Source organism: Bradyrhizobium oligotrophicum (assembly GCF_051168495.1).
In the GTDB taxonomy this organism is placed as follows: domain Bacteria; phylum Pseudomonadota; class Alphaproteobacteria; order Rhizobiales; family Xanthobacteraceae; genus Bradyrhizobium; species Bradyrhizobium oligotrophicum_A.
Map to the genome: position 1 here is coordinate 351,072 of NZ_JBNPVB010000001.1, position 21,586 is coordinate 372,657.

Annotated in this window: 19 protein-coding genes; 9 read left to right on the forward strand and 10 right to left on the reverse strand. The window is 66.4% G+C overall.

The window, feature by feature from the left end; all coding sequences use genetic code 11:
* Window positions 1-3 precede the first annotated feature (3 nt).
* Entirely contained in the window at window positions 4-927 is a 924-nt protein-coding gene (locus ACQR1B_RS01515; protein WP_434831577.1) for a polyprenyl synthetase family protein, read from the reverse strand.
* Between the two features lie 117 nt (window positions 928-1,044).
* Between ACQR1B_RS01515 and ACQR1B_RS01520 the strand changes: the two genes are divergently transcribed.
* The 3 genes from ACQR1B_RS01520 to ACQR1B_RS01530 all read left to right on the forward strand — a co-directional run bounded on the left by ACQR1B_RS01520 (window position 1,045) and on the right by ACQR1B_RS01530 (window position 3,079).
* Window positions 1,045-1,785: a transglycosylase domain-containing protein gene (locus tag ACQR1B_RS01520; RefSeq protein WP_434831576.1), complete on the forward strand. Its 741-nt coding sequence runs from the start codon at window positions 1,045-1,047 to the stop codon at window positions 1,783-1,785.
* A 186-nt stretch (window positions 1,786-1,971) separates the two neighbouring features.
* On the forward strand, window positions 1,972-2,154 hold the full coding sequence (gene rpmF, locus ACQR1B_RS01525; RefSeq protein ID WP_006610266.1) for a 50S ribosomal protein L32: 183 nt from the start codon (window positions 1,972-1,974) through the stop codon (window positions 2,152-2,154).
* 217 nt (window positions 2,155-2,371) lie between these two features.
* Window positions 2,372-3,079: a hypothetical protein gene (locus tag ACQR1B_RS01530; protein WP_434831575.1), complete on the forward strand. Its 708-nt coding sequence runs from the start codon at window positions 2,372-2,374 to the stop codon at window positions 3,077-3,079.
* 21 nt (window positions 3,080-3,100) lie between these two features.
* On the opposite strand, the gene ACQR1B_RS01535 is transcribed toward ACQR1B_RS01530, so the two are convergent.
* Window positions 3,101-3,379: a hypothetical protein gene (locus tag ACQR1B_RS01535; protein WP_434831574.1), complete on the reverse strand. Its 279-nt coding sequence runs from the start codon at window positions 3,377-3,379 to the stop codon at window positions 3,101-3,103.
* Window positions 3,380-3,688: 309 nt separating this feature from the next.
* Here ACQR1B_RS01535 and ACQR1B_RS01540 point away from each other — a divergent pair, with 309 nt between their 5' ends.
* A complete protein-coding gene (locus ACQR1B_RS01540; RefSeq protein WP_434831620.1) occupies window positions 3,689-5,356 on the forward strand; it encodes an EAL domain-containing protein in 1,668 nt (555 codons plus the stop codon).
* Between the two features lie 40 nt (window positions 5,357-5,396).
* Here the strand turns inward: ACQR1B_RS01540 and phaR are convergent, their stop codons facing one another.
* Complete coding sequence (gene phaR, locus ACQR1B_RS01545; protein WP_434831573.1) at window positions 5,397-5,990, reverse strand: polyhydroxyalkanoate synthesis repressor PhaR; 594 nt, start codon at window positions 5,988-5,990, stop codon at window positions 5,397-5,399.
* Window positions 5,991-6,414: 424 nt separating this feature from the next.
* On the opposite strand from phaR, the gene ACQR1B_RS01550 reads away from it, so the two are divergent.
* From ACQR1B_RS01550 to ACQR1B_RS01565, 4 genes are all read left to right on the forward strand, one after another.
* Entirely contained in the window at window positions 6,415-7,593 is a 1,179-nt protein-coding gene (locus ACQR1B_RS01550; RefSeq protein WP_434831572.1) for an acetyl-CoA C-acetyltransferase, read from the forward strand.
* A gap of 271 nt (window positions 7,594-7,864) precedes the next feature.
* Entirely contained in the window at window positions 7,865-8,590 is a 726-nt protein-coding gene (gene phbB, locus ACQR1B_RS01555) for an acetoacetyl-CoA reductase (protein ID WP_434831571.1), read from the forward strand.
* Between the two features lie 149 nt (window positions 8,591-8,739).
* Window positions 8,740-9,612 carry an aromatic amino acid exporter YddG gene (gene yddG, locus ACQR1B_RS01560; protein WP_434831570.1) on the forward strand — a complete coding sequence of 291 codons (873 nt, stop codon included), beginning with the start codon at window positions 8,740-8,742 and terminating at the stop codon, window positions 9,610-9,612.
* Between the two features lie 217 nt (window positions 9,613-9,829).
* The gene (locus ACQR1B_RS01565; RefSeq protein WP_434831569.1) at window positions 9,830-11,842 is read left to right on the forward strand and encodes a putative bifunctional diguanylate cyclase/phosphodiesterase; all 2,013 of its coding nucleotides are present in this window, start codon (window positions 9,830-9,832) and stop codon (window positions 11,840-11,842) included.
* Here the strand turns inward: ACQR1B_RS01565 and ACQR1B_RS01570 are convergent.
* On the reverse strand, window positions 11,839-12,273 hold the full coding sequence (locus ACQR1B_RS01570; protein ID WP_434831568.1) for a cupin domain-containing protein: 435 nt from the start codon (window positions 12,271-12,273) through the stop codon (window positions 11,839-11,841). The genes ACQR1B_RS01565 and ACQR1B_RS01570 overlap by 4 nt on opposite strands.
* Window positions 12,274-12,289: 16 nt before the next feature.
* On the reverse strand, window positions 12,290-13,057 hold the full coding sequence (gene gloB / locus ACQR1B_RS01575) for a hydroxyacylglutathione hydrolase (RefSeq protein WP_434831567.1): 768 nt from the start codon (window positions 13,055-13,057) through the stop codon (window positions 12,290-12,292).
* Window positions 13,058-13,242: 185 nt separating this feature from the next.
* Between gloB and ACQR1B_RS01580 the strand changes: the two genes are divergently transcribed.
* Window positions 13,243-14,004, forward strand: coding sequence for a class I SAM-dependent methyltransferase (locus ACQR1B_RS01580; RefSeq protein ID WP_434831566.1), 762 nt, complete (start codon window positions 13,243-13,245; stop codon window positions 14,002-14,004).
* 85 nt (window positions 14,005-14,089) lie between these two features.
* Here the strand turns inward: ACQR1B_RS01580 and ACQR1B_RS01585 are convergent, their stop codons facing one another.
* The 5 genes from ACQR1B_RS01585 to ACQR1B_RS01605 form a co-directional block, all read right to left on the reverse strand.
* The gene (locus ACQR1B_RS01585) at window positions 14,090-14,938 is read right to left on the reverse strand and encodes a DUF4167 domain-containing protein (RefSeq protein WP_434831565.1); all 849 of its coding nucleotides are present in this window, start codon (window positions 14,936-14,938) and stop codon (window positions 14,090-14,092) included.
* Window positions 14,939-15,523: 585 nt separating this feature from the next.
* Entirely contained in the window at window positions 15,524-16,411 is an 888-nt protein-coding gene (prmC, locus tag ACQR1B_RS01590; protein ID WP_434831564.1) for a peptide chain release factor N(5)-glutamine methyltransferase, read from the reverse strand.
* Between the two features lie 193 nt (window positions 16,412-16,604).
* Window positions 16,605-17,690, reverse strand: coding sequence for a peptide chain release factor 1 (gene prfA, locus ACQR1B_RS01595; RefSeq protein ID WP_434831563.1), 1,086 nt, complete (start codon window positions 17,688-17,690; stop codon window positions 16,605-16,607).
* Window positions 17,691-17,753: 63 nt separating this feature from the next.
* A complete protein-coding gene (gene ptsP, locus ACQR1B_RS01600) occupies window positions 17,754-20,021 on the reverse strand; it encodes a phosphoenolpyruvate--protein phosphotransferase (protein WP_434831562.1) in 2,268 nt (755 codons plus the stop codon).
* 305 nt (window positions 20,022-20,326) lie between these two features.
* The gene (locus tag ACQR1B_RS01605; RefSeq protein WP_434831561.1) at window positions 20,327-21,583 is read right to left on the reverse strand and encodes an aspartate kinase; all 1,257 of its coding nucleotides are present in this window, start codon (window positions 21,581-21,583) and stop codon (window positions 20,327-20,329) included.
* Window positions 21,584-21,586 lie beyond the last annotated feature (3 nt).

The window sequence follows — 21,586 nt, forward strand, 5'->3', positions numbered from 1 at the left end:
GCCTCAGCTCTTGCGCTCGGCGACGAAATGCGCGGCGGCGCGCAGCACGTCGCCCTTGGCGCCGAAGATCGACAGCGCGGCGTCTCCCCGGGCGAGCAGGTCGCGCACGCGCTGCCTGGCGCCTTCGATGCCGAGCTGGGTGACGAAGGTGGTCTTGCCGAGCTCGGCGTCGGCGCCGGCCGGCTTGCCGAGCGTCGCGGCATCGCCCTCGACGTCGAGCAGGTCGTCGGCGATCTGGAACGCTTCGCCGAGCGCGCGGCCGTAATCGTCCAGCGCCTGGTACTCGGCGGCCGAGGCCTGGCCGAGCAGGGCGCCGGCGATGCAGCCGAAGCGGAGCAGGGCGCCGGTCTTCATCTGCTGCACCCGGGCGACGTCGACCGGGTCGCGGTCGCCGAACCGGCCCTCGCCGGCGAGATCGAGGATCTGGCCGCCGGCCATGCCGCCAACACCGGCGCAGCGGGCGAGCGCCCGGGTCAACGCCAGGCGGACGCCGGCGTCGGGATGGATCTCGTCGCGGGTGATGATGTCGAAGGCGATGGTCAGCAGCGCGTCGCCGGCGAGGATCGCGGTGGCGTCGTCATAGGCCTTGTGCAGCGTCGGACGTCCGCGGCGGAGATCCGAATTGTCCATCGCCGGCAGGTCGTCATGGATGAGGGAGTAGCAGTGGATGCATTCCAGCGCCGCGCCCGCCATCAGCGCGCCGCGGCGGGGCACGCCGAACACGGCGGCGCTCTCGACCACCAGGAATGGCCGCAGCCGCTTGCCGCCGCCGAGGCTGGAATAGCGCATCGACTCGATCAGCCGTTTCGGCCGGGCAATCTCGTCGGCCATCGGCGCGTCGGACAGGAGCTCGCCGAGCAGGGCTTCGGTCTCTTCCGCGGTCTTGTCCAGGCGATGGGTGAAGTCGGTGAGGGCCGTCGCAGTCATTTAAGAAGAGCTCCAGGGGGCGAAATTCGCCGGACAATCGTTGATGGCGGCGACTTCGTCAATTGCGGGGACGGCGGCGGCTTTCGGCCGCAATCGCGGAAAAAAGCAGGAAACCTCATGGAGATGTCGGATAATCCCGGCCAATCGTCCGCCCCCGTGGCCGTCCAACCCGAGCGACGCCTGCCTTTGCGTACCGTCAGACTCATCCTGCTGATCGTGGTGCTGGTGCTGCTCGTGCCCTACGCGCTGACGCCGTTCTATGCCGTGGGTCACCCGGGCTCGGCCCTGATGCTGTGGCGGACGGTCACCGGCCGTCCGGTCGAGCGGCGCTGGATCGACCTCGCGGCGATGTCGCCCTATCTCCTTCGTTCGGTGGTTGCGGCCGAGGATGCCAAGTTCTGCAGCCATCATGGCATCGACTGGGGCGCGCTGCGCGAGGTCATGGATGATGCCGAGGATGGCGATGTCGCGCGCGGCGGCTCGACCATCACCCAGCAGGTCGCCAAGAACCTGTTCCTGTGGCCGGGCCGCAGCTATGTCCGCAAGGCGCTGGAACTGCCGCTGGCGCTGTGGATCGACCTCGTGCTGAGCAAGCGTCGCATTCTGGAGATCTATCTCAACATCGCCGAGCTCGGCCCCTCCGGCCAGTTCGGGGTCGAGGCGGGTGCGAATTACGCTTTCAACCGCTCGGCGGCCGGCTTGGGTCCACGCGAGGCGGCGCTGATGGCCTCGATCCTGCCGAACCCCGTCCGGCGCAGCGCCCGCAGTCCGGGTCCCGGCGTTCGCCGGCTGTCCGCCACCTACATGGTGCGGGCGCAGTCCAGCGGCCTGCAGACCTGCTGGGGAGAGCGACGTTGAGGATCGTGCCACGGGCGCCCTGGCAGGCGCAAATTTTGGCCAAAATGCCTCCGAGAGGCCTAGCCATACCAGACCCCTTCCTCTATAAGCGCGGCCTTGATCGGCATCCGGGCTCGCCAGCTGCATGGCTGCAGCCGCCTCCCTTTGTGGACGATGCCTTCCGAAATACCCCTAGAGGATACCGATATGGCCGTCCCCAGAAGAAAAACTTCGCCGTCGCGCCGCGGCATGCGCCGTTCGGCTGACGCCATCAAGAAGCCGACCTATGTCGAGGACAAGGACTCCGGCGAGCTGCGTCGTCCGCACCACCTGGACCTGAAGACCGGCATGTACAAGGGCCGCCAGGTCCTGAAGAAGAAGGACGCCTGATCGTCCTCCAGGCAGCTTTCGAAAAGGCCGCTTTCCAAGCCGCCCGAATTCGGCCATCGATGGGGTTGAAATCGGTCCTGCGCGAATTGATTCGCCGGGACCGACGCGCATGCGTCGTACGTGATCGGGGTGCTGCGTGATCCCATCTCGCCGACGCATCTTCGGACCAATTGTCTTCGCGCCGGGCAGCCGCCTGCGCCACCCAAGGCTATGACCGATGTCCATGGTCGGTTTCCCGCTGCTGCTGATCCCCCTGGCGATCTACAACATGATCGTCTTCCTGATGCCGGGGGTCGCGTTCAGCGAGACGCTGCTGCGCCTTCAGCTTCCGTCCGGCGAGGTCTGGACGGTCTCGCTCGGCGACATGCTGCTGGCGCTCGGCGTGTTGCTGCTGCTGCTCGAGGTCATCAAGGCAGCCAAGCCGAACGGCAAGTACCTGACCGATCACCTGCTGTCGCTGCTGGTGTTCGGCGGCGCTGCGGCCGAATTCGTGATGTGGCCGAAATTCGGGAACTCGACCTTCCTGCTGCTGACCCTGTTGGCGATGGTCGATTTCTTCAGCGGCATCGCGCTGCGCACCAAGCGTCGCGCCCGCGCGGTCGTTGCGGCGCCCGCTCCCGCTCCCGCCGAAGAGCCGATCACTCATCTCGAGCCTGAACCGATCGAAGAGCCGGCCAAGGCGGAGGTCGAGGAGCCGGTTGCGCCCGCCGCACCCGCTCCGCTCGTCGAAGAGCCCGCCGACGCCGTTCCGGCCGCGGCCTCGGTCGCCGAATCCGTGCTGCTCGATCGTTCGGTGCCCCGGCCTGCTCCTGTCGAGGCGCCGGCTCCTGCCGAGCCGAAGCTCACGACCCCGGCGGCGGAAGAGCCCGAGCCGGCCGGCCCGAGCGCTCAAGAGCCCCATAAAGCCGACATCCCGAAAGCCTGACGCGCCCCGGCGAACGTTGGATCACACCACTTGCCGGGTGCGTTCTCCGGACGTCGTGGACGGCTGAAGCCGCGCCGCATAGGCGCTGTGGACGTCTGCCGGCGCGGCGCGCCGGAGCGTGCGGGTCTGCGGCAGCTGCTCGGCGGTGGCGATCAGATGGGTCACGAACCCGGCGTCGGGACGGGCAGGAACGACGCGCGCGCGCCGGTCGTAGGCCGTGCCGTCCGGCAGCCGCACGACGGCGTGGGACCTCTCCTCGCCCCCGTCGGGACCGCTCTCGTCCTGTTCGATCGTTAACATCGTCCCACCACACCCGGCGCAATTGTCACATTATGGCACACCGGAGCCTTTCGCCATTCCAACTCGCAAGGGCAATGCCGCGCCGGGCCCCTGGGTGCCTATCCGGTGGAAAGATGGTTGATGCTCGTCCCGACACGCGTCCGTCGTCGCTTCATGCTCTCCGTTAACCAGAGATGCGTAGTCTGATTCGCGAAGTCTGCTGTCGCCGCTCGCGTGGGTGGGTGGCGGCTGTCCTTGAAATCGACGCCGGGCCGCACCGGCTTGTTCCAGAACGAGGCGATCTTGACATCCGATTTGCCGCAGACCTCGATGATCCTCGCATCCCTGGGCCAAGCCGCCTTCGTCTGGGATCTGGCGAGCGACGTGATTGTCTGGAGCGATCACGTCGGTGCCGTATTTGCCGACGTGCCGCTGCCGCAGCTCTGCAACGGCACCGAATTCGGCAAGCTCATCGAGCCGGATCGCGGCGTCCGCTCCGAGGTGATGTGTCAGGCCGCGCCGCTGCACGGCGCCGGCGGCACGCCCTACCGGATCGAATATGGCGTGCGAACCCATGCCGGTGCGCCGCTGATCTGGGTCGAGGAGACCGGTTGCTGGTTCGTCGGCCCCGATGGACGGCCGTCGCGGGCCCAGGGCATCGTGCGAATCAATAATGAGCGCCACGCCCGCGAGGAGCAGCTGCTCAAGCTGTCGCGTCACGACCCGCTGACCGGCGAATTGAACCGCACGCATTTGTTGGCCACGCTCGCCGAGGTGATCGAGGAATCGCAGCGCTTCCGCTTCTCCTGCGCCTTCATGCTGATTGGCATCGACCATCTCGCGCGCATCAACGATGCGTTCGGCTTCGACGTTGCCGATGGCGTGGTGCTGGAGATCGCGCAGCGCATAAGGGCGCGACTGCGCGGCGGCGACGCGCTCGGGCGATTCTCGGGCAACAAGTTCGGGCTGATCCTGAAGAATTGCACGATGGACGACATGACGATTGCGGCCGAACGCTTCCTCGCTGCCGTTCGCGAAGAGGTGGTGCCGACCAAGTCCGGGCCGGTCGCCGTCACCGCGACGGTCGGGGCGGTCAGCGTGCCGCGCCATGCCCGTTCGGTCGAGGAGGCGGTCAATCGCGCCCACGAGACGCTCGATGCCGCCAAGCGGCGGCGCATCGGTTCATTCTCGACCTGGCGGCCGAACGTCGAGCGTGAAGCGCAGCGCAAGGTCAACATCCGCGTCACCGACGAGATCGTCACCGCGCTCAACGAGCGACGCATCGTCACGGCGTTCGAACCGGTGGTGAATGCCCACACCCTCGCGCCGGCCTTCTACGAATGCCTGGTGCGGATGGGGCAGGATGACGGCCGTGCCCTGCTGGCGCCGGATGTCGTGCCGGTCGCCGAGCGTCTCGGCCTGATCCGGCTGGTCGATCACCGCGTTCTGGAATTGGTCGTTGCCGAACTGGCGAGCACGCCGGGCGTGACCCTGAGCCTCAACATCTCGCCGGAAACGACGATGGATCCGGACTGGTGGGCCTCGATGGAATCCATGATGCGCGCCCATTCCGGGGTTGCCGAGCGGCTGATCGTCGAGATCACCGAGACGGTCGAAATCCAGGACATCGACGATCTCCGTGGCTTCGTGACGCGGCTAAAGGATCTGGGCAGCCGGATCGCGATCGACGATTTCGGCGCCGGCCACACCTCGTTCCGCAACCTGCGCAAACTCGGCGTCGATATCGTCAAGATCGACGGCGCCTTCGTGCAGAATCTCGTGCGCTCGGCCGATGACCGCGCCTTCGTGCAGACGCTGGTCGAGCTGGCGCGCCGGTTGCGGATCAAGACCGTGGCGGAATGGGTGCAGGACGAGGCATCGGTTGCGCTGCTGCGCGATTGGGGCTGCGACTACATCCAGGGCCGGGTGATCGGCCTCGCCTCGGTCGAGCGGCCGTGGATCGGACACAGCAGGAAAGAAATGCCGGCGGCGAGCTGATGCCGCCGGCCTTCTCCGGAAAGGGTCCCCACGGCGGGTCTCAGCCTTGCTGCTCGTCCTTCTTCGGCTCCGACAGGCGGTCGAGCCGGTCCTGCATGTCCCGCATCTGACGGCGCAGATCGTCGATGTTGTCGTCGACGGCGGCAGCTGGCTCCGCAGCCTTCTCCTCGGTGCGCGCGGCCGGCGCGAACGGCTTGAACATCGAGAAGGTCTGCTGGAACAGCTCCATGTTGCGGCGCACCTGCTCCTCCAGTGGCGCGAACGGCGTCCCGCTGAACGTGTCGGCGATCTGCTTGCGGAATTTCTCCTGCTCGCGGGTCAGCGTATCGATCGACTGTTCCAGGTACTTCGGCACCACCATCTGCATGCTGTCGCCGTAAAAGCGGATCAGCTGGCGGAGGAAAGTGGTCGGGAGCAGGTTCTGGCCGGCCTTGTTCTCCTGCTCGAAGATGATCTGCGCGAGCACCGACCGGGTGATGTCGTCGCCAGTCTTGGCGTCGTAGACCAGGAAATCCTCGCCGTTCTTAACCATCGAGGCCAGGTCTTCCAGCGTCACGTATGTACTCGTCCCGGTATTGTAGAGCCGCCGGTTCGCGTATTTCTTGATGGTCGTGGGTTGATCAGATTTCGCCATGGAGCTCACACATGCAAACCGAGAATAGGGAACCCTGCGACGCTGCCGCAGAGCAAACGAGCTGCGCAATGCAATAACGTAATCACTTTCGAGCGAGTTCGGCTACGGTTTTGTGCGGAACGGTTAATCCCGCAGCAGAAATCTTGCTCACGAAACGGCCATGCGCGCCAATTTGAGTGCGCCGCAACAGGGATTGCGCATGGCGGCAATTGACATGTCGCAACGACGTTAACAGGATGACGGGCGAAGGTTGCGCACTTGCCAATCCGGGGCTTGCGGACGGCCGGCACGACCGTGAACGGAATTTTTCGCTTTCGTTTAAAAATTCTCGCAAGATCTCAAGCCCTCGCTTCACGCCCAAGATCCACGCAAAAGATCCACGCAAAAGATCCACGCCCAAGATCAAGAACCTCAGGAGATGCCCATGTCAGACGATGTCGTCATCGTCAGCGCCGCCCGCACCCCGGTTGGAAGCTTCAACGGTGCCTTTGCCAGCGTTCCGGCTCACGAGCTGGGCGCGATCGCCATCAAGACCGCGCTGGAACGCGCCGGCGTCGAGCCGGGCCGCGTCTCCGAGGTCATCATGGGCCAGATCCTGACCGCGGCGCAGGGCCAGAACCCGGCGCGCCAGGCCTCGATCGCGGCCGGCCTGTCGGTGGAAACTCCGGCCTGGGGCATCAATCAGCTGTGCGGCTCCGGCCTCCGTTCGGTGGCCCTGGGCTATCAGGCGCTCGTCAACGGCGACTCCGACATCGTGGTCGCCGGCGGCCAGGAGTCGATGAGCATGGCCGCGCACGCGCAATATCTGCGCGCCGGCGTCAAGATGGGCTCGCTCGACCTGGTCGATACGATGATCAAGGATGGCCTGTGGGACGCCTTCAACGGCTATCACATGGGCAACACCGCCGAGAACGTTGCGAAGCAATATCAGATCACGCGCGCGCAGCAGGATGAGTTCGCGGTCGCCTCGCAGAACAAGGCCGAGGCCGCGCAGAAGTCCGGCAAGTTCAAGGACGAGATCGCGCCGGTCACGGTCAAGAGCCGCAAGGGCGACACCGTCGTCGACACTGACGAATATCCGCGTCACGGCGCGACGATCGAGGCCATGGCCAAGCTGCGTGCCGCGTTCGAGAAGGACGGCACGGTGACGGCCGGCAACGCGTCGGGCATCAATGACGGCGCCGCGGCCGTGGTGCTGATGACCGCCAAGCAGGCGGCCAAGGAAGGCAAGACGCCGCTGGCGCGGATCGTGTCCTGGGGCCAGGCCGGCGTCGATCCGAAGATCATGGGCACCGGCCCGATCCCGGCCTCGCGCACCGCACTGAAGAAGGCGGGCTGGAATATCGCCGACCTCGATCTGATCGAAGCCAACGAGGCGTTCGCGGCGCAGGCCTGCGCCGTCAACAAGGATCTCGGCTGGGATCCGGCCAAGGTCAACGTCAACGGCGGCGCCATCGCCATCGGCCATCCGATCGGTGCGTCGGGTGCGCGCGTGCTGGTCACGCTGCTGCACGAGATGCAGAAGCGCGACGCCAAGAAAGGTCTTGCCACGCTGTGCATCGGCGGCGGCATGGGCATCGCGCTGTGCGTCGCACGCGACTAAAAAGACGGCACCGACTGCGAACCATTCGGCCTTCGCAATCGCGTCCGGTTCAACTAAAGACCAACGCCCGGCGATTTCGCCGGGCGTTTTGTTCTTGATGTCCGTCAAACACATCGCATAATCGATCGTTAAAAAAGTAGTTGAACGAACATGGACGTCTCGGCGGCGACGTGATTGCCGCAACGACGGACGTGAACCAAAAAACAATGGGTATGCACGTCGGCATCCACAAATTGTCGTCGTGCGACGGTCATCCAGGGAAGGATTCGACATGGCACGTGTGGCATTGGTGACGGGCGGAACGCGCGGGATCGGCGCTGCGATCAGCAAGGCGCTGAAGGCGGCGGGATACAAGGTCGCGGCGAATTATGGCGGCAACGATGCCGCGGCGGAGAAGTTCAAGAGCGAGACCGACATTCCCGTCTACAAATGGGACGTCAGCTCGTTCGAGGCCTGTGCCGAGGGGATCAAGAAGGTCGAAGGCGACCTCGGCCCGATCGACGTGCTGATCAACAATGCCGGCATCACCCGCGACGGCGCCTTCCACAAGATGACGCTCGAGCAGTGGAGCGCGGTCATCAACACCAATCTCGGCTCGCTGTTCAACATGACCCGTCCGGTCATCGAGGGCATGCGCGCGCGCAAGTTCGGCCGCATCATCAACATCTCCTCCATCAATGGTCAGAAGGGCCAGTTCGGTCAGGTCAACTACTCCGCGGCGAAGGCGGGCGACATCGGCTTCACCAAGGCGCTGGCGCTCGAGACTGCGAAGGCCGGCATCACCGTCAACGCGATCTGCCCGGGTTACATCAACACCGAAATGGTGCAGGCGGTGCCGAAGGATGTGCTCGAGAAGTCCATCCTGCCGCTCATCCCCGTCGGCCGCCTCGGCGAGCCCGAGGAAATCGCGCGCACCGTCGTGTTTCTTGCGGCCGACGAGGCGGGGGCCATCACCGGCTCGACCCTGTCCGTCAACGGCGGCCAGTACATGGCGTGATCCGCCGGCGGCGTTGCCACCGGGTGTGGTGTGCGGTTAAGACAACGCAGTGCCCGCGTTTGCCGCGGGCATTCACGTCTTTGGAATTGCCCGACGCGGGCGCAGGCGTGAATGGCCGATGAGCCGGCCGCCACGGAGCCTGCCGCCTGATGTCCCAGCGAACTGCGACCCTGATCGGCCTCATTGCGATCATGATGTGGTCGCTGCTTGCTTTGTTGACGGTGGCGAACGGCAAGATCCCGGCCTTCCAGCTTGCCGCGATGACGTTTGCAGTCGGCGGCTTCGTCGGCATGCTGACCTGGATCGGCCGGCCCGAGGCCATGCGCGCCCTGCGCCAGCCGGCCGTTGCCTGGGTGGTCGGGGTCGGCGGCCTGTTCGGCTATCACGCACTGTATTTCCTGGCGCTGCGCTTCGCGCCGCCGGCGGAAGCCGGGCTGTTGAACTATCTCTGGCCGCTACTGATCGTGCTGTTCTCGGCCTTCCTGCCCGGCGAGCGCCTCGCGACCCATCACGTCATCGGGGCCGCGCTCGGGCTCATCGGCACGGCGCTGCTGTTCGTCGGCAATGGCGCCAGCTTTGCCGCGAGCCAATTGCCGGGACTTGCCGCCGCCTTCGTCGCGGCGTTCGTGTGGGCGATCTATTCGGTGCTCTCGCGCCGGCTGAAGGCGGTGCCCACGGATGCCGTCGCCGGCTTCTGTCTGGCGACGGCCCTGCTGGCCGGCGTGGCTCATGCCGCGATCGAGCCGACGATCTGGCCGGAGGACGCGATCCAATGGCTCGCGGTCGCCGCGCTGGGTATCGGTCCGGTGGGCGCTGCGTTCTATGCCTGGGACATCGGCATGAAGCGCGGCGACATTCGCGTGCTCGGTGCGGCGTCCTATGCGACGCCGCTGCTGTCGACCGCCTTCCTGATTCTCGCCGGTTATGCCCGACCCAGTGCCGCCATCGCGCTCGCCGCGCTGCTGATCGCCGGCGGCGGCCTGGTTGCGGCCAAGGACATGTTCCTGGCGCGTCGCCGCTGACCCGATCGGGCCCGGGGGTCGGCGGCGCGCGGGCCGACGCCGCCGCTGGAGGAGTTCCCCTGTTATCCTTGATGCGCACTTAACCACGAGGCGAAAATGTTCGCCTGCCGGTCGTCTGCAACCGCCGATTTGGGCTCGGCGCCATATGCACCTAACTTGGCCTTTACCCGGGCTGGGCGAGAATTCCTCCGAATTGGTGCTGACAACGGGGCGGCGGATGCCGGACGTGAGACGTTACATTTCTCGCGCGGGAGGGTTGTTTCGCGTTCCCGCCGACAATCCCGAACTGACGCGCGCGCAATTCAAGGCCTTCTCCAAGCAGGTGCCGCTGCTCTATTTCATTCTGATCACCAACAGCCTTGCGCTCACCTACACGTTCCTGCCGCTGGCGCCGACATGGCTGACGATGGCCGTGCCGGCGCTGCTGTCGACGATCACCGGCCTGCGCATGCTGTGGTGGTTGCGGCAGCGAGACGTCGACCCCAGCAGTGAAGAAGCGCTGCAGAATCTGCGCCTCACCAACCGGATCGCCGGACCGATCGGCGCGCTGTTCGTCGTGTGGTCGTTCGCGCTGTTTCCCTATGGCGATCCCTTCGCCAAGGGGCAGGTCGCGTTCTACATGGCGGTCACGGTCATCGGCATCATCTTCTGCCTGATGCATCTGCGGTCCGCGGCCCTGATCGTCACCCTGGTGGTGATCGTTCCCTACGTGATCTTCTTCGTGTCCACGGGCGTCCCTGCACTGCGTGCGATCGCGGTCAATCAGCTGCTCGTCTCCGGCGCCATGGTCACGGTGCTGTTCATCTACTATCGCGACTTCGCGGCGCTCGTCGCCAGCCGCAAGTCGCTGCTGGCCGAGCAGGCCGCGACCCAGGCGCTCTCGGACGAGAACCTCCGGCTCGCGAATCTGGATTCGCTGACCGATCTTCCCAACCGCCGCCGGTTCTTCTCCGAGCTCACGCAGGCCTTCGCCGATGCCGAGCGCGACGGCACGCGGCTGGCCGTCGGCATCATCGATCTCGACGGCTTCAAGCCCATCAACGACACCTATGGACACACCGTCGGCGACCGCGTCCTGATGGAAGCCGCGCGCCGGATCCGTGATGTCTGCGAGAGCCGTGGCTCCCAGGTGCATCTGGCGCGCCTCGGCGGCGATGAGTTCGGTCTGATCGTCTTCGGCGCTCCGAGCGATGACGATCTCCTCACGCTCGGGCGCGAGATCACCGATTTCATCAAGCTGCCGTATCAGTTCGACACGACGCATACCGGTCTGTCGTGTTCGACCGGTTTCGCGCTCTATCCGCGTTCGGCCACGGCGGCGGATGCGCTCTATGAATGCGCCGACTACGCGCTCTATCACGCCAAGCGCCACGCGCGCGGCCAGGTCATCATCTTCTCGACGGAGCTGGAAGCGGAGATCCGCAGCCGCGGCGTGATCGAGCATCTGTTGCGCACGGCGGACTTCGAGGCCGAGATGGAGCTGGTGTTCCAGCCGATCATGGCTGCCGCGAATGCGCGCACCACCGGCTTCGAGGTCCTGGCGCGCTGGCACAGCCCCAGGCTCGGCCTGGTGTCGCCGGCCAGTTTCATCCCGGCCGCCGAGCGGATCGGCGTCATCCGCAGCCTCACCCGCGTCCTCCTGGTGAAGGCGCTGGCGGCGGCACGGACCTGGCCGGACGACATCCGGATGTCGTTCAATCTCTCGGCGCACGACATCTGCGCGCCGGAAGGCATCCTGCCGCTGATTCCCATCATCCAGGGCAGCGGCGTTCCGCCTCGCCGCATCGAGTTCGAGATCACCGAGACCGCCGTCACCTTCGATTTCGCCCGCGCCGAGCAGTCGATCTCGACGTTGAAGGCGATCGGCTGCGGCATCTCGCTGGATGATTTCGGCACCGGCTATTCGTCGCTCAGCCATGTCCACCGGCTGCCGCTGGACAAGCTCAAGGTCGACCGCAGCTTCGTGCGCGACATCAATGTGAACCCGATCAGCCACAAGATCATCAAGTCGTTGACCGGCCTGTGCGCCGACATGGAGATTGCCTGCGTCGTCGAGGGCGTCGAGACCAAGGAACAGCTCGACAGCCTGCGCCGCGTGGGCGCCGACTACATCCAGGGCTACTACTTCGCCCAGCCGATGCCGGCCGATGCGATCTTCGGCTTTCTCGCCAAGGAGCGTCAGCGCTTCGCCGAGCCGGCCGGCGTCAAGGTCGCCGGCGCAGGCGGCTAGGCTCCCGGCTCCCAGCCCACGGGCGCCAGTTCGAATCCCTCGAACCTGAATCCGGGCGCGACCGTGCAGCCGACAAGGGTCCAGTCGCCGGTGCTCTCGGCGGCCTGCCAGGCATGGGCGGGGACCACCGCCTGAGGCTGCTGGCCGGCCGCGAGGTCGATGCCGAGCGTCGTCGTCTGCGGCGTCTGGCCCGTCCCGGCGATCCGCAGGACCAGCGGCGCACCGGCATAGTAGTGCCAGGTCTCGACCGCATCGACCCTGTGCCAATGCGAGCGTTCACCTCGAGCGAGCAGGAAATAGATCAGCGTCGATGCGGCGCGTCCGGAGGCATCGACGGCCGGATCGCGAAAGGTCTCGCGAAAATGTCCGCCCTCCGGATGCGGCTGCAGCCCGAGACGCGCGATGATGTCGGCGGCGGAGAGCGCGGTCATCGTCGTGCTCCGCCCTTCAAGACTTGTTCTTGCGCTCGCGCAGCTCGCCGAACACCTCTTCCGCGCTTGCGCCCTTCATGCGCAGCCGGGCCGCGACGGCGGGATCGTCGGCGCGCAGGAACACGTTGGCCATCTTCTCATCGCCGAGCAGCACCGGAATGGTCGGCTGGTTGGCGGCCCGCAGCCGCGTCACCTCGGTGGCCCGCGCCTTCAGCGCGTCATTGTCCGGATCGACCATCAGCGCGAACTTGACGTTCGATGCGGTGTATTCGTGGCCGCAATACAGCCTGAAATCGTCCGGCAGCGCGCGCAGCTTCAGCAGCGAATCCCACATCATCGGGTAGCTGCCTTCGAACACCCGGCCGCAGCCGATCGAGAACAGCGTGTCGGCGGCGAACACGGCCTTGTCGGCATCGAACACGTAGGACACGTGGTCGAGCGTGTGACCGGGCGTCTCCAGCACGCGGGCGAGCAACTCGCCGATCTTGACCACGTCGCCATGGGCCACGCGCAGGTCGACATTGGCGATCGCCGCCGTCTTGTCGTGCGGCGCTACGACGCGGCAGCCATATTTCTGCTTCAGCTCGGCGACCGCGCCGACATGATCGTGGTGATGATGGGTGATCAGGATGTCGGTGAGGGTCCATCCCGCAGCCTCGAGCTGCCGCACGATCGGACCGGCCTCCGGCGCATCGATCGACGCGGTGGCGCCGGTGGCGGGATCATGGATCAGGTAGCCGAAATTGTCGGACAGGCAGGTGAAGACGCGGATGTCGGCGGCCATGATGTCTCCGTCGGCGGTGCCTGGCGAGGCGCGGTCGTGCTGCTCGCGATGTCGGAAAGTCGAAAGGGCCGGGCGCGGACGCAGCGTTGCGGGCGACCCCTCGCGCAGAGATATGGCGTTAACGCTGCAGGCGCAACGCTATATTGGGCGCGCGGTGGGCCGTGTCCGCATGGTAGGTTGACGTCATGGACGTGATTGATCTGCGGAATTTCTATTCGGGTCGCCTCGGGATCGTCGCGCGGCTCCTGATCAACCGCGGCATCCGTGCGCGCTGGCCGAGCGCGACCGGGCAGCGCGTGCTCGGCATCGGATATCCGACGCCCTATCTCGGCCTGTTCCGTGAAGATTCGGAACGTTGCATCGCCTTCATGCCGGCCGCGCAGGGGGTGTTGAAATGGCCGACGGCGCGGCCGACACTGGCCTCGCTGGTGGACGAGTTCTCGCTGCCGCTGCCGGATTCGGCGGTCGATCGGATCCTGGTCGTCCATGCGCTCGAAATGTCGGACGATCCGGCCGGGCTGCTGCGTGAAGTCTGGCGCGTGCTGGCGCCGGCGGGGCGCATGATCATCGTCATTCCGAACCGGCGCGGCGTCTGGACGCGGACCGACAACACCCCGTTCGGCCATGGCCGGCCCTATTCGCGCTCGCAGATCACGCAGCTCCTGCGGCAGACCTGGTTCACGCCGAGCGCCTGGGGGGAGGCGCTGTTCATGCCCCCGGTGGGCGGCTGGTTCCTGAAATCGGCGATGGCCTGGGAGCGCGTCGGCGCGGCGCTGTCGCTGCCCTTCGCAGGCGTCCACATCGTCGAGGCGACCAAGCAGGTCTACCGCGTGATCCCCGCGCGTCGCGAGCGCATCAGGCTGATCCCACGGCTCGAGCCGGTGCTGGCGCCGGCACCGTCGGCTCAAGGTTCGCGTTTCGGCGCTGAGAGCGCCTCGGATGATTGATCCTACACCCGCGGACGAGAACAGGACGAAACGAAAACGGGCGGGCATGATTGCCCGCCCGTTTCGCTAACCGGGATGGTACCGGCTACTCGCCGGGATTGATGTCCTCGCTCGGCGCCGGGGCGGCAGCCGCGGCTTCCGGACGCGGACCGTGCGGACGGCGGCGGCGGCGCGGATAGCGCTCGGCCGCGCCCTCGAAGGCGGCGGGCGCATTGGCGATCTGCGGCTGCGGACCGGTGATGAAGGAGGGCAGGCGATCCACGCTGCTGTCGGCGATGACCGGCTGCGGTTGCGGCTGCGGCTGATACTGCACCGGCTGCGGACGCTCGCGATGTTCGCGCGGCTCCCGCTCGCGGTGCTCACGCGGTTCGCGCTGCTCACGAGGTTCGCGCTGCTCACGAGGTTCGCGGTGTTCACGCGGCTCGCGATGCTCTCGAGCTTCGCGGTGCTCGCGCGGTTGTTGCTGCTCGCGCTGATAAGGCTGGTTGTCGCCACGCTCGCGCTGGCCGCCTTCGCGGTCGCGCATGAACGGCTGAGGCTGCGGCTGTGGCTGGGCCGGAACGAAACCGGGCTCCTGGCCGAAATTCGAGAAGCTCTCGCCCTCGTCGTCGAGGTCGTCGACGGTCAGGTCATCGGTGTTGCGCGGCTGCGGCTGGTTCTGACGGAACTGTTCCTGGGCAGCGGCGATCAGGCGGAAATAATGCTCGGCATGCTGATAGTAGTTCTCAGCGGCCACGGGGTCGCCCGAGGAGCGGGCGTCGCGGGCAAGCTGGACATATTTCTCGGCCACATGGGAGGCGGTGCCGCGGATCTTGATGTCCGGCCCGTTGGACTCGAACACCCTGGTCAGCGGGTTCTGGCCGCGCCGGTTATTATTGTTGTTGTTACCGCTGTTACGGTTGCGCATCCGCTTGTTATTTTGACCGTTTCTCATGTCCTGCCTTTATTCCAACCCTGCGTGAGGAGCACTGATTGTCAGAGCACTGATTGCCGTGGGACTACCGATGCCGTATTGAAATACCGTCGTTTGGCCCGGGCGCATTGCGCGCGGCCTGATGGCCCATTGTCCGATCCATGTCGGCTCCGATCCATGTCGGCTCCGATCCATGGCGGTTCCGACCCACGCCGGCCCGACCCATGTCGATATGTTCGACAGCCGATTTTCTCGACAAAAGCGCGTTCAAAACGCGTTCCCCACCCACCGGCCCTTTCGGCCAGCGAACCACGTCATTCAGCCAGCCCGGGCGACATGCGCCACGACCGACTCAGTTTGCTTAGCGTAAGACGTCAAGTGCAAAGTCAGGCTTTCGTTCGCTTTGCAGTCGCGGGCCGCGCAGCCATCCGGCTCTCGCGCTCAACAGATCTGCGTTCTGGAACCAATCGCCCGGCGCGGCTCTCTGGCATCTCTCCGCCGCGGTATTCCGTGAATACCGCTCAGCGGGGCCTGCGCCGATGCTATGGATGGAACGTAGTCGCTCCCGGAGGATATTCCAAGAGCTTTTTCTGGGTCTGCCGGCCTTTACCGGCGCTTTTTTAGGGCCATCACGGCCCTCGGAATACCGGCCAGATCGGCCCTGATCACCACCGAATCGGCCATCAGGCCAGCCTGCGTCATCAGCGCGGCGACGTCGCCGCTCTGGCCGAGACCCACCTCCAGGATGAGTGCCGCGCCGGGCTGCAGCAGGGCTGCGGCCTGCGGGATCAGCGTGCGATAGGCGTCGAGCCCGTCAGGGCCGCCATCGAGGGCGCGGAGCGGGTCGTGGTCGCGCACCTCGGCTGCGAGGCGCGCGATGTCCGCCGCGGGGATGTAGGGCGGGTTCGACACGATCAGGTCGAACGAGGCCGCGAGCGCGGTCGCATAGGAGCAGGCGACGAAGCCGGCGCGGTCGCCGAGCCCGAGGTCGCGCGCATTGTCCCGCGCAGTCCGCAGCGCGACGATGCTGATGTCGGTGCCGATGCCGGAGGCCTGCGGCAGCTCGGACAGCAGGGCGAGCAGGATGGCCCCCGAGCCGGTGCCGAGATCGGCGATGCGCAGGCTGCGTTTCAGGTCGCCGACGGCCGCGAGATGCTGCAGCGCCAGCTCGACCACCGTCTCGGTGTCCGGCCGCGGCACCAGCGTGTCGGCGGACAACTGCAGCTCCAGGCCCCAGAACTCCTTGGCTCCGAGGATGCGGGCGACCGGCTCGCCGGCGAGCCGGCGCTGCACCAGCGTCTCCAACCGCGCGGCGTCCGAAGCCGAGAGCGCGCGTCCGCCATGCATCACGAGGCCGGTCAGGTCGAGCTGCAGCGCGTGACCGACCAAGAGCCGCGCGTCGAGCTCGGGCGAGTCGAGACCTTCGGCGGCAAAACGCGCTGCCACCATGCGGCGTGCCGTGTCGATGGTCACGCCGGCGATGATCTCCGTCATCGCGCAGACTCTCTCCACGGGTCATCCCCGCGAAAGCGGGGATCCATACGCCGTGGAAGCGCGGGACGGGCGGTCGGAGTGACCGTTCGTGAAAACCACGGATGTCTGTGGTTTTGGGTCCCGGCGTTCGCCGGGACGACACCGCGGGTGTCGCGGCTGCGCCGCATCGCCTCGCGCAATGTGCGCAGGTTCATCACGCCGCCGCACCTTGGGCCGCGAGTTGCGCCGCCTGGTGCTCCGTCGTCAGCGCGTCGATCAGTTCGCCGAGCGCCTCGCCGGCGATCACCTGGGGCAGCTTGTAGAGCGTCAGATTGATGCGGTGGTCGGTGACGCGCCCTTGCGGGAAATTGTAGGTGCGGATGCGCTCCGAGCGGTCGCCCGATCCGACCTTCTCCTTGCGCTCGGCGGAGCGCGCCGCGTCCAGCTTCTGCTGCTCGGCGTCGTAGATGCGCGAGCGCAGGATGTTCATCGCCGAGGCGCGGTTCTTATGCTGCGAGCGGCTGTCCTGCATCATCACGACGATCCCGGTCGGGATATGGGTGATGCGGATCGCCGATTCGGTCTTGTTGACGTGCTGGCCGCCGGCGCCCTGCGCCCGCATGGTCTCGATCCGCAAATCGTCCTGCTTGATGTCGACGTCGACGTCCTCGACCTCGGGCAGCACCGCGACCGTGGCGGCGGACGTATGAATGCGCCCTTGCGTCTCGGTGTCGGGAACGCGCTGCACCCGGTGCACGCCGGATTCGAATTTCAGCTTGGCGAAGGCGCCGCGGCCCTGCACCTCGGCGATGATTTCCTTGTAGCCGCCGACGGTGCCTTCGGACGCCGAGATCACCTCGACCTTCCAGCCCTGCAGGGCGGCGAAGCGCTCATACATCCGGAACAGGTCGCCGGCGAACAGCGAGGCCTCGTCGCCGCCGGTGCCGGCGCGGATTTCCAGCACGACGTTGCGGTCGTCCATCGCATCCTTGGGCAGCAGCGCGACGCGGATCTTCTGCTCCAGCTCGCCGCGGCGCGCGATCAGCTCGTCGCGCTCGGTCTCGGCCATCGCGCGCATCTCCGCATCGGTCTCGGGATCCGCGATCAATGCCTCGGTGTCGGCGAGTTCCTTCACGCCGGCGCGATAGGCCTTCACGGCCTCGATCAGCGGATTGAGCTCGGCCAATTCGCGGGTGATCTGCACGTAGCGCTCGGAATTGACCTGGCCGAGCAACTCCGCCTCCAGCGCGGCGTGATGTGCCAGCAGAACATCCAGTTTGGCTTCGGGAAGCGACGACATCGGGCGATCTCAGGGCGTGCGAATTTCAGGACAAGGGCTCGGCGGGCAGGCGCGACGGGCCCGCTACAGCGCCAGGCCTTCGCTCTCGGCGAACTCGGTCAGCTTCTGCCGCATCGAGAAACTGCCGGCCGGCGCCGCCAGCCATTCGGCCATCTTCGCCTCGGCCTTGGCGGCGTCGAGCTCCAGGATCATCGCCTTCACCGGGCCGTGCGCGGTGGCCGAGAGCGACAGCGAGCGGTAGCCGAGCGCGATCAGCGCCAGCGCGCCGATCGGCTTGGACGCCATCTCGCCGCACAGCGACACCGAGCGCTTGGCCGCCTTGGCCTTGCGCACGATCTCCTGCAGCGCCCGGAGAATCGGGGTCGACAGCGTGTCGAAGCGCTCGGACACCTTGGCATTGCCGCGGTCGACCGCGAACAGGAACTGGAACAGGTCGTTCGAGCCGACCGAGATGAAATCCACTTTCGAAAGCAGCTCGTCGAGCTGGTAGAGCAGCGCCGGCACCTCCAGCATGGTGCCGACGTCGACGCGTTCCGGCAGCGTGTGGCCGTGCTGGCGCAGATAGGTCAGCTCGCGCTCGACGATCGCCTTGGCGGTGTCGAATTCGGCGACCTCCGAAATCATCGGGAACATGATGCGCAGCGAGCGGCCGCCGCCGGCGCGCAGCAGCGCCCGGATCTGGCCGCGCAGCAGGCCGGGACGATCCAGCCCGAGGCGGATCGCGCGCCAGCCGAGCGCGGGATTCTCCTCGATCACGGTCTCCATGTAGGGCAGCGCCTTGTCGCCGCCGATGTCGAGCGTCCGGAACGTGACCGGCTTGTTGCCGGCGGCATCGAGCACCGAGCGGTACAGCGCGAGCTGGTCGCTGGAGCGCGGCAGGCTGGCGGAGACCATGAACTGCAGCTCGGTGCGGAACAGGCCGATGCCGGCGCTGCCGGTGTCCTCGATGTGCGGCAGGTCGATCACCAGGCCGGCATTGATCATCAGCTCGACCGGCTGGCCGTCCTTGGTGACGCAGGGCTTGCTGCGCAGCTCGCTGTATTGCGCCTGGCGGCGGGCGCGGAAGCGCACCCGCTCGGCATAGGCGGATTCGATCTCGGCCGACGGCCGCACATAGATCGAGCCGGAGGTGCCGTCGACGATGATGGCGTCGCCAGGATCGGCGATGCCGGGCGCGTTCGGCACCTCGCCGACCGCGGGAATGCCGAGCGCGCGGGCCACGATCGCGACGTGAGAATTGGCCGTGCCCTCCTCGAGCACGAGGCCGCGCAGCCGCTTGCGGTCGTAGTCGAGCAGCGCCGCCGGACCCATCGCGCGCGCGATCAGGATGGCGTTGTCGGGCAGATGCTCGCGGCTCGGCGCGTGGTCCTGGCCGACCAGCTGGCGCAGCAGCCGGTAGCCGAGGTCTTCGAGGTCGTGCAGGCGCTCGCGCAGGTAAGGATCGGTCGAGCGCAGCATGCGGGCGCGGGTGTCGGACTGCACGCGCTCGACGGCGGCCTCCGCGGTGAGGCCGGTCGCCACCGCCTCGTGCAGCTTGTGCGACCAGCCCTGGTCGTTGGCGAACATGCGGTAGGCTTCGAGCACCTCGCGATGCTCGCCGCCGTCGGCGACGTCGCCGCGCTCCAGCATGCGGTCGAGATCGGCGCGCAGCTTGACCAGCGCGGCGTCGAGCCGCTTGATCTCCTTCGGCAGATCCTCGGCGATGTAGTTGTTGACGACGACGCGCGGCTCGTGGAGCACGACATGGCCGAGCGCGATGCCGTCCGACAGCACCGCGCCGGTCTTGTGCACCGAATGGCGGACCGCCGGCTCGGCGCCGGGCTGGGCCAGGGCTGCGAGCTCTCCCGAGGCGATCATCTCGGCGAGCACCATCGCGGTGGTCTGCAGCGCCTCGACCTCTTCCTCGACATAGGTGCGCTTGGCGCGGTTCTGCACCACCAGCACGCCGAGCGTGTTGCCGGCGCGCAGGATCGGCACGCCGAGGAAGGAATGGTAGATTTCTTCGCCCGTTTCCGGACGGTAGGAGAAGGCGGGGTGGCTGTGTGCGTCGCTCAGGTTGAGCGGGGTGGCTTCGCTGGCGACGAGGCCGACCAGACCCTCATGCGCGCTCATCACCGTAATATGGACAGCGTCGCGGTTCAGACCTTCGGTGGCATAGAGCTCCAGCGTATTGTCGACGCGCAGCACATAGACCGAACAGACCTCCGCGACCATGTTGGCCGCGATCAGGACCACGATCTTGTCGAGCCGCTCCTGTGCCGAGACCTGCTCCGCCATGGTCTCGCGAAGCCGTCTGAGCAAGACGCGGGGGCCTCCCGACGTGCTTCGCATGTGGCACAATCCCCCTTCCTGGGTCCAGCCCCGGCGCGTGGCCGAAACTGGCGGTAAACTCGCGAAATCGATCAGCTTTCTTGATTCGTCACCACAGCACGCTGGGGGTGCCGGCCCGAATCAGGACAATCATCACTGGAGCACACTTCGCGGCAGCCATCCTGCGAGGCGTATAGCGAATTAGGGCTTGTTTTGCCAAGCAAAACGCCTGCCACGGGGGACGGCGTCAACGGCTTTCGCGCGCGTCGGCGCGATGTCCTGCTGTTGCAAAACGGGACATCGGGCCTCGGCGGGGGGAGATTTTTCTAGGCTTGGTCCAATCCGTAGAGCGTATGCAGCGTGCGGACGGCCAGTTCGGTATAGGCGGCGTCGATCAGCACCGAGAATTTGATCTCGGAGGTCGTGATCGCGCGAATATTGATGTTGCGGGCGGCCAGGGCCGTAAAGCCCTTGGCGGCCACGCCGGCATGGCTGCGCATGCCGGAGCCGATCACCGACACCTTGGCGACGTCGGTGGCGGTGTCCAGGCGCTGGTAGCCGATTTTGTCCTTGGCCGCCGTGATGGTTTCGCGCGCCCGATTGTAGTCGGTCGCCGGCACCGTGAAGGTGAGATCGGTGGTCTTGCCGTCCTCGGAGACGTTCTGGACGATCATGTCGACATTGATGTTGGCGTCCGCCAGCGGCCCGAAGATCGAGGCAGCGACCCCCGGCTTGTCTTCGATCTGGCGCACCGAGATCTGGGCCTCGTCCTTGGAGAAGGCGATGCCGGTCACGACGTGATTTTCCATGATTTGTTCCTCGCTGCAGATCAGCGTCCCGGGCGGCTGGTTGGCGTGCGGGTCGATATCCTCGGGCTTGTCGAAGCTGGAGCGCACGAAGATCGGCATGTTGTGCACCATGCCGAGTTCCACCGAGCGAACCTGCAGGACCTTGGCGCCCTGGGAGGCCAGCTCCAGCATGTCCTCGAAGGCGATCTTGTCGAGCCGCTTGGCCTTCGGCACGACCCGCGGGTCGGTGGTGTAGACGCCGTCGACGTCGGTATAGATGTCGCAGCGGTCCGCCTTGATGGCGGCGGCGATCGCCACCGCCGATGTATCCGAGCCGCCGCGGCCGAGCGTGGTGATTCGGCCGGTCTCGGCATTGATGCCCTGGAAACCGGCGATGACCGCCACTTCCTTGCGCTCCTGGAAGCGCCGGATCAGTTCGGAGCCGTCGATGTCGACGATGCGGGCCGAGGCATGCGCGTCGCTGGTCAGAATCGGGATCTGCCATCCCTGCCAGGAGCGTGCCTGGATACCCATGCCCTGCAGCACGATCGCAAGCAGGCCCGATGTGACCTGCTCGCCGGAGGCGACCACAGCGTCGTATTCGCGAGCGTCATGCATGGCTGATGCTTCGGTGCACCAGGCCACCAGCTCGTTCGTCTTGCCGGACATCGCCGACACCACGACGGCGACCTCGTGACCGGCATCGACCTCGCGCTTGACGTGGCGCGCGACGTTGCGGATGCGGTCGATGTTGGCGACGGATGTGCCGCCGAATTTCAGCACGAGGCGACCCATGAC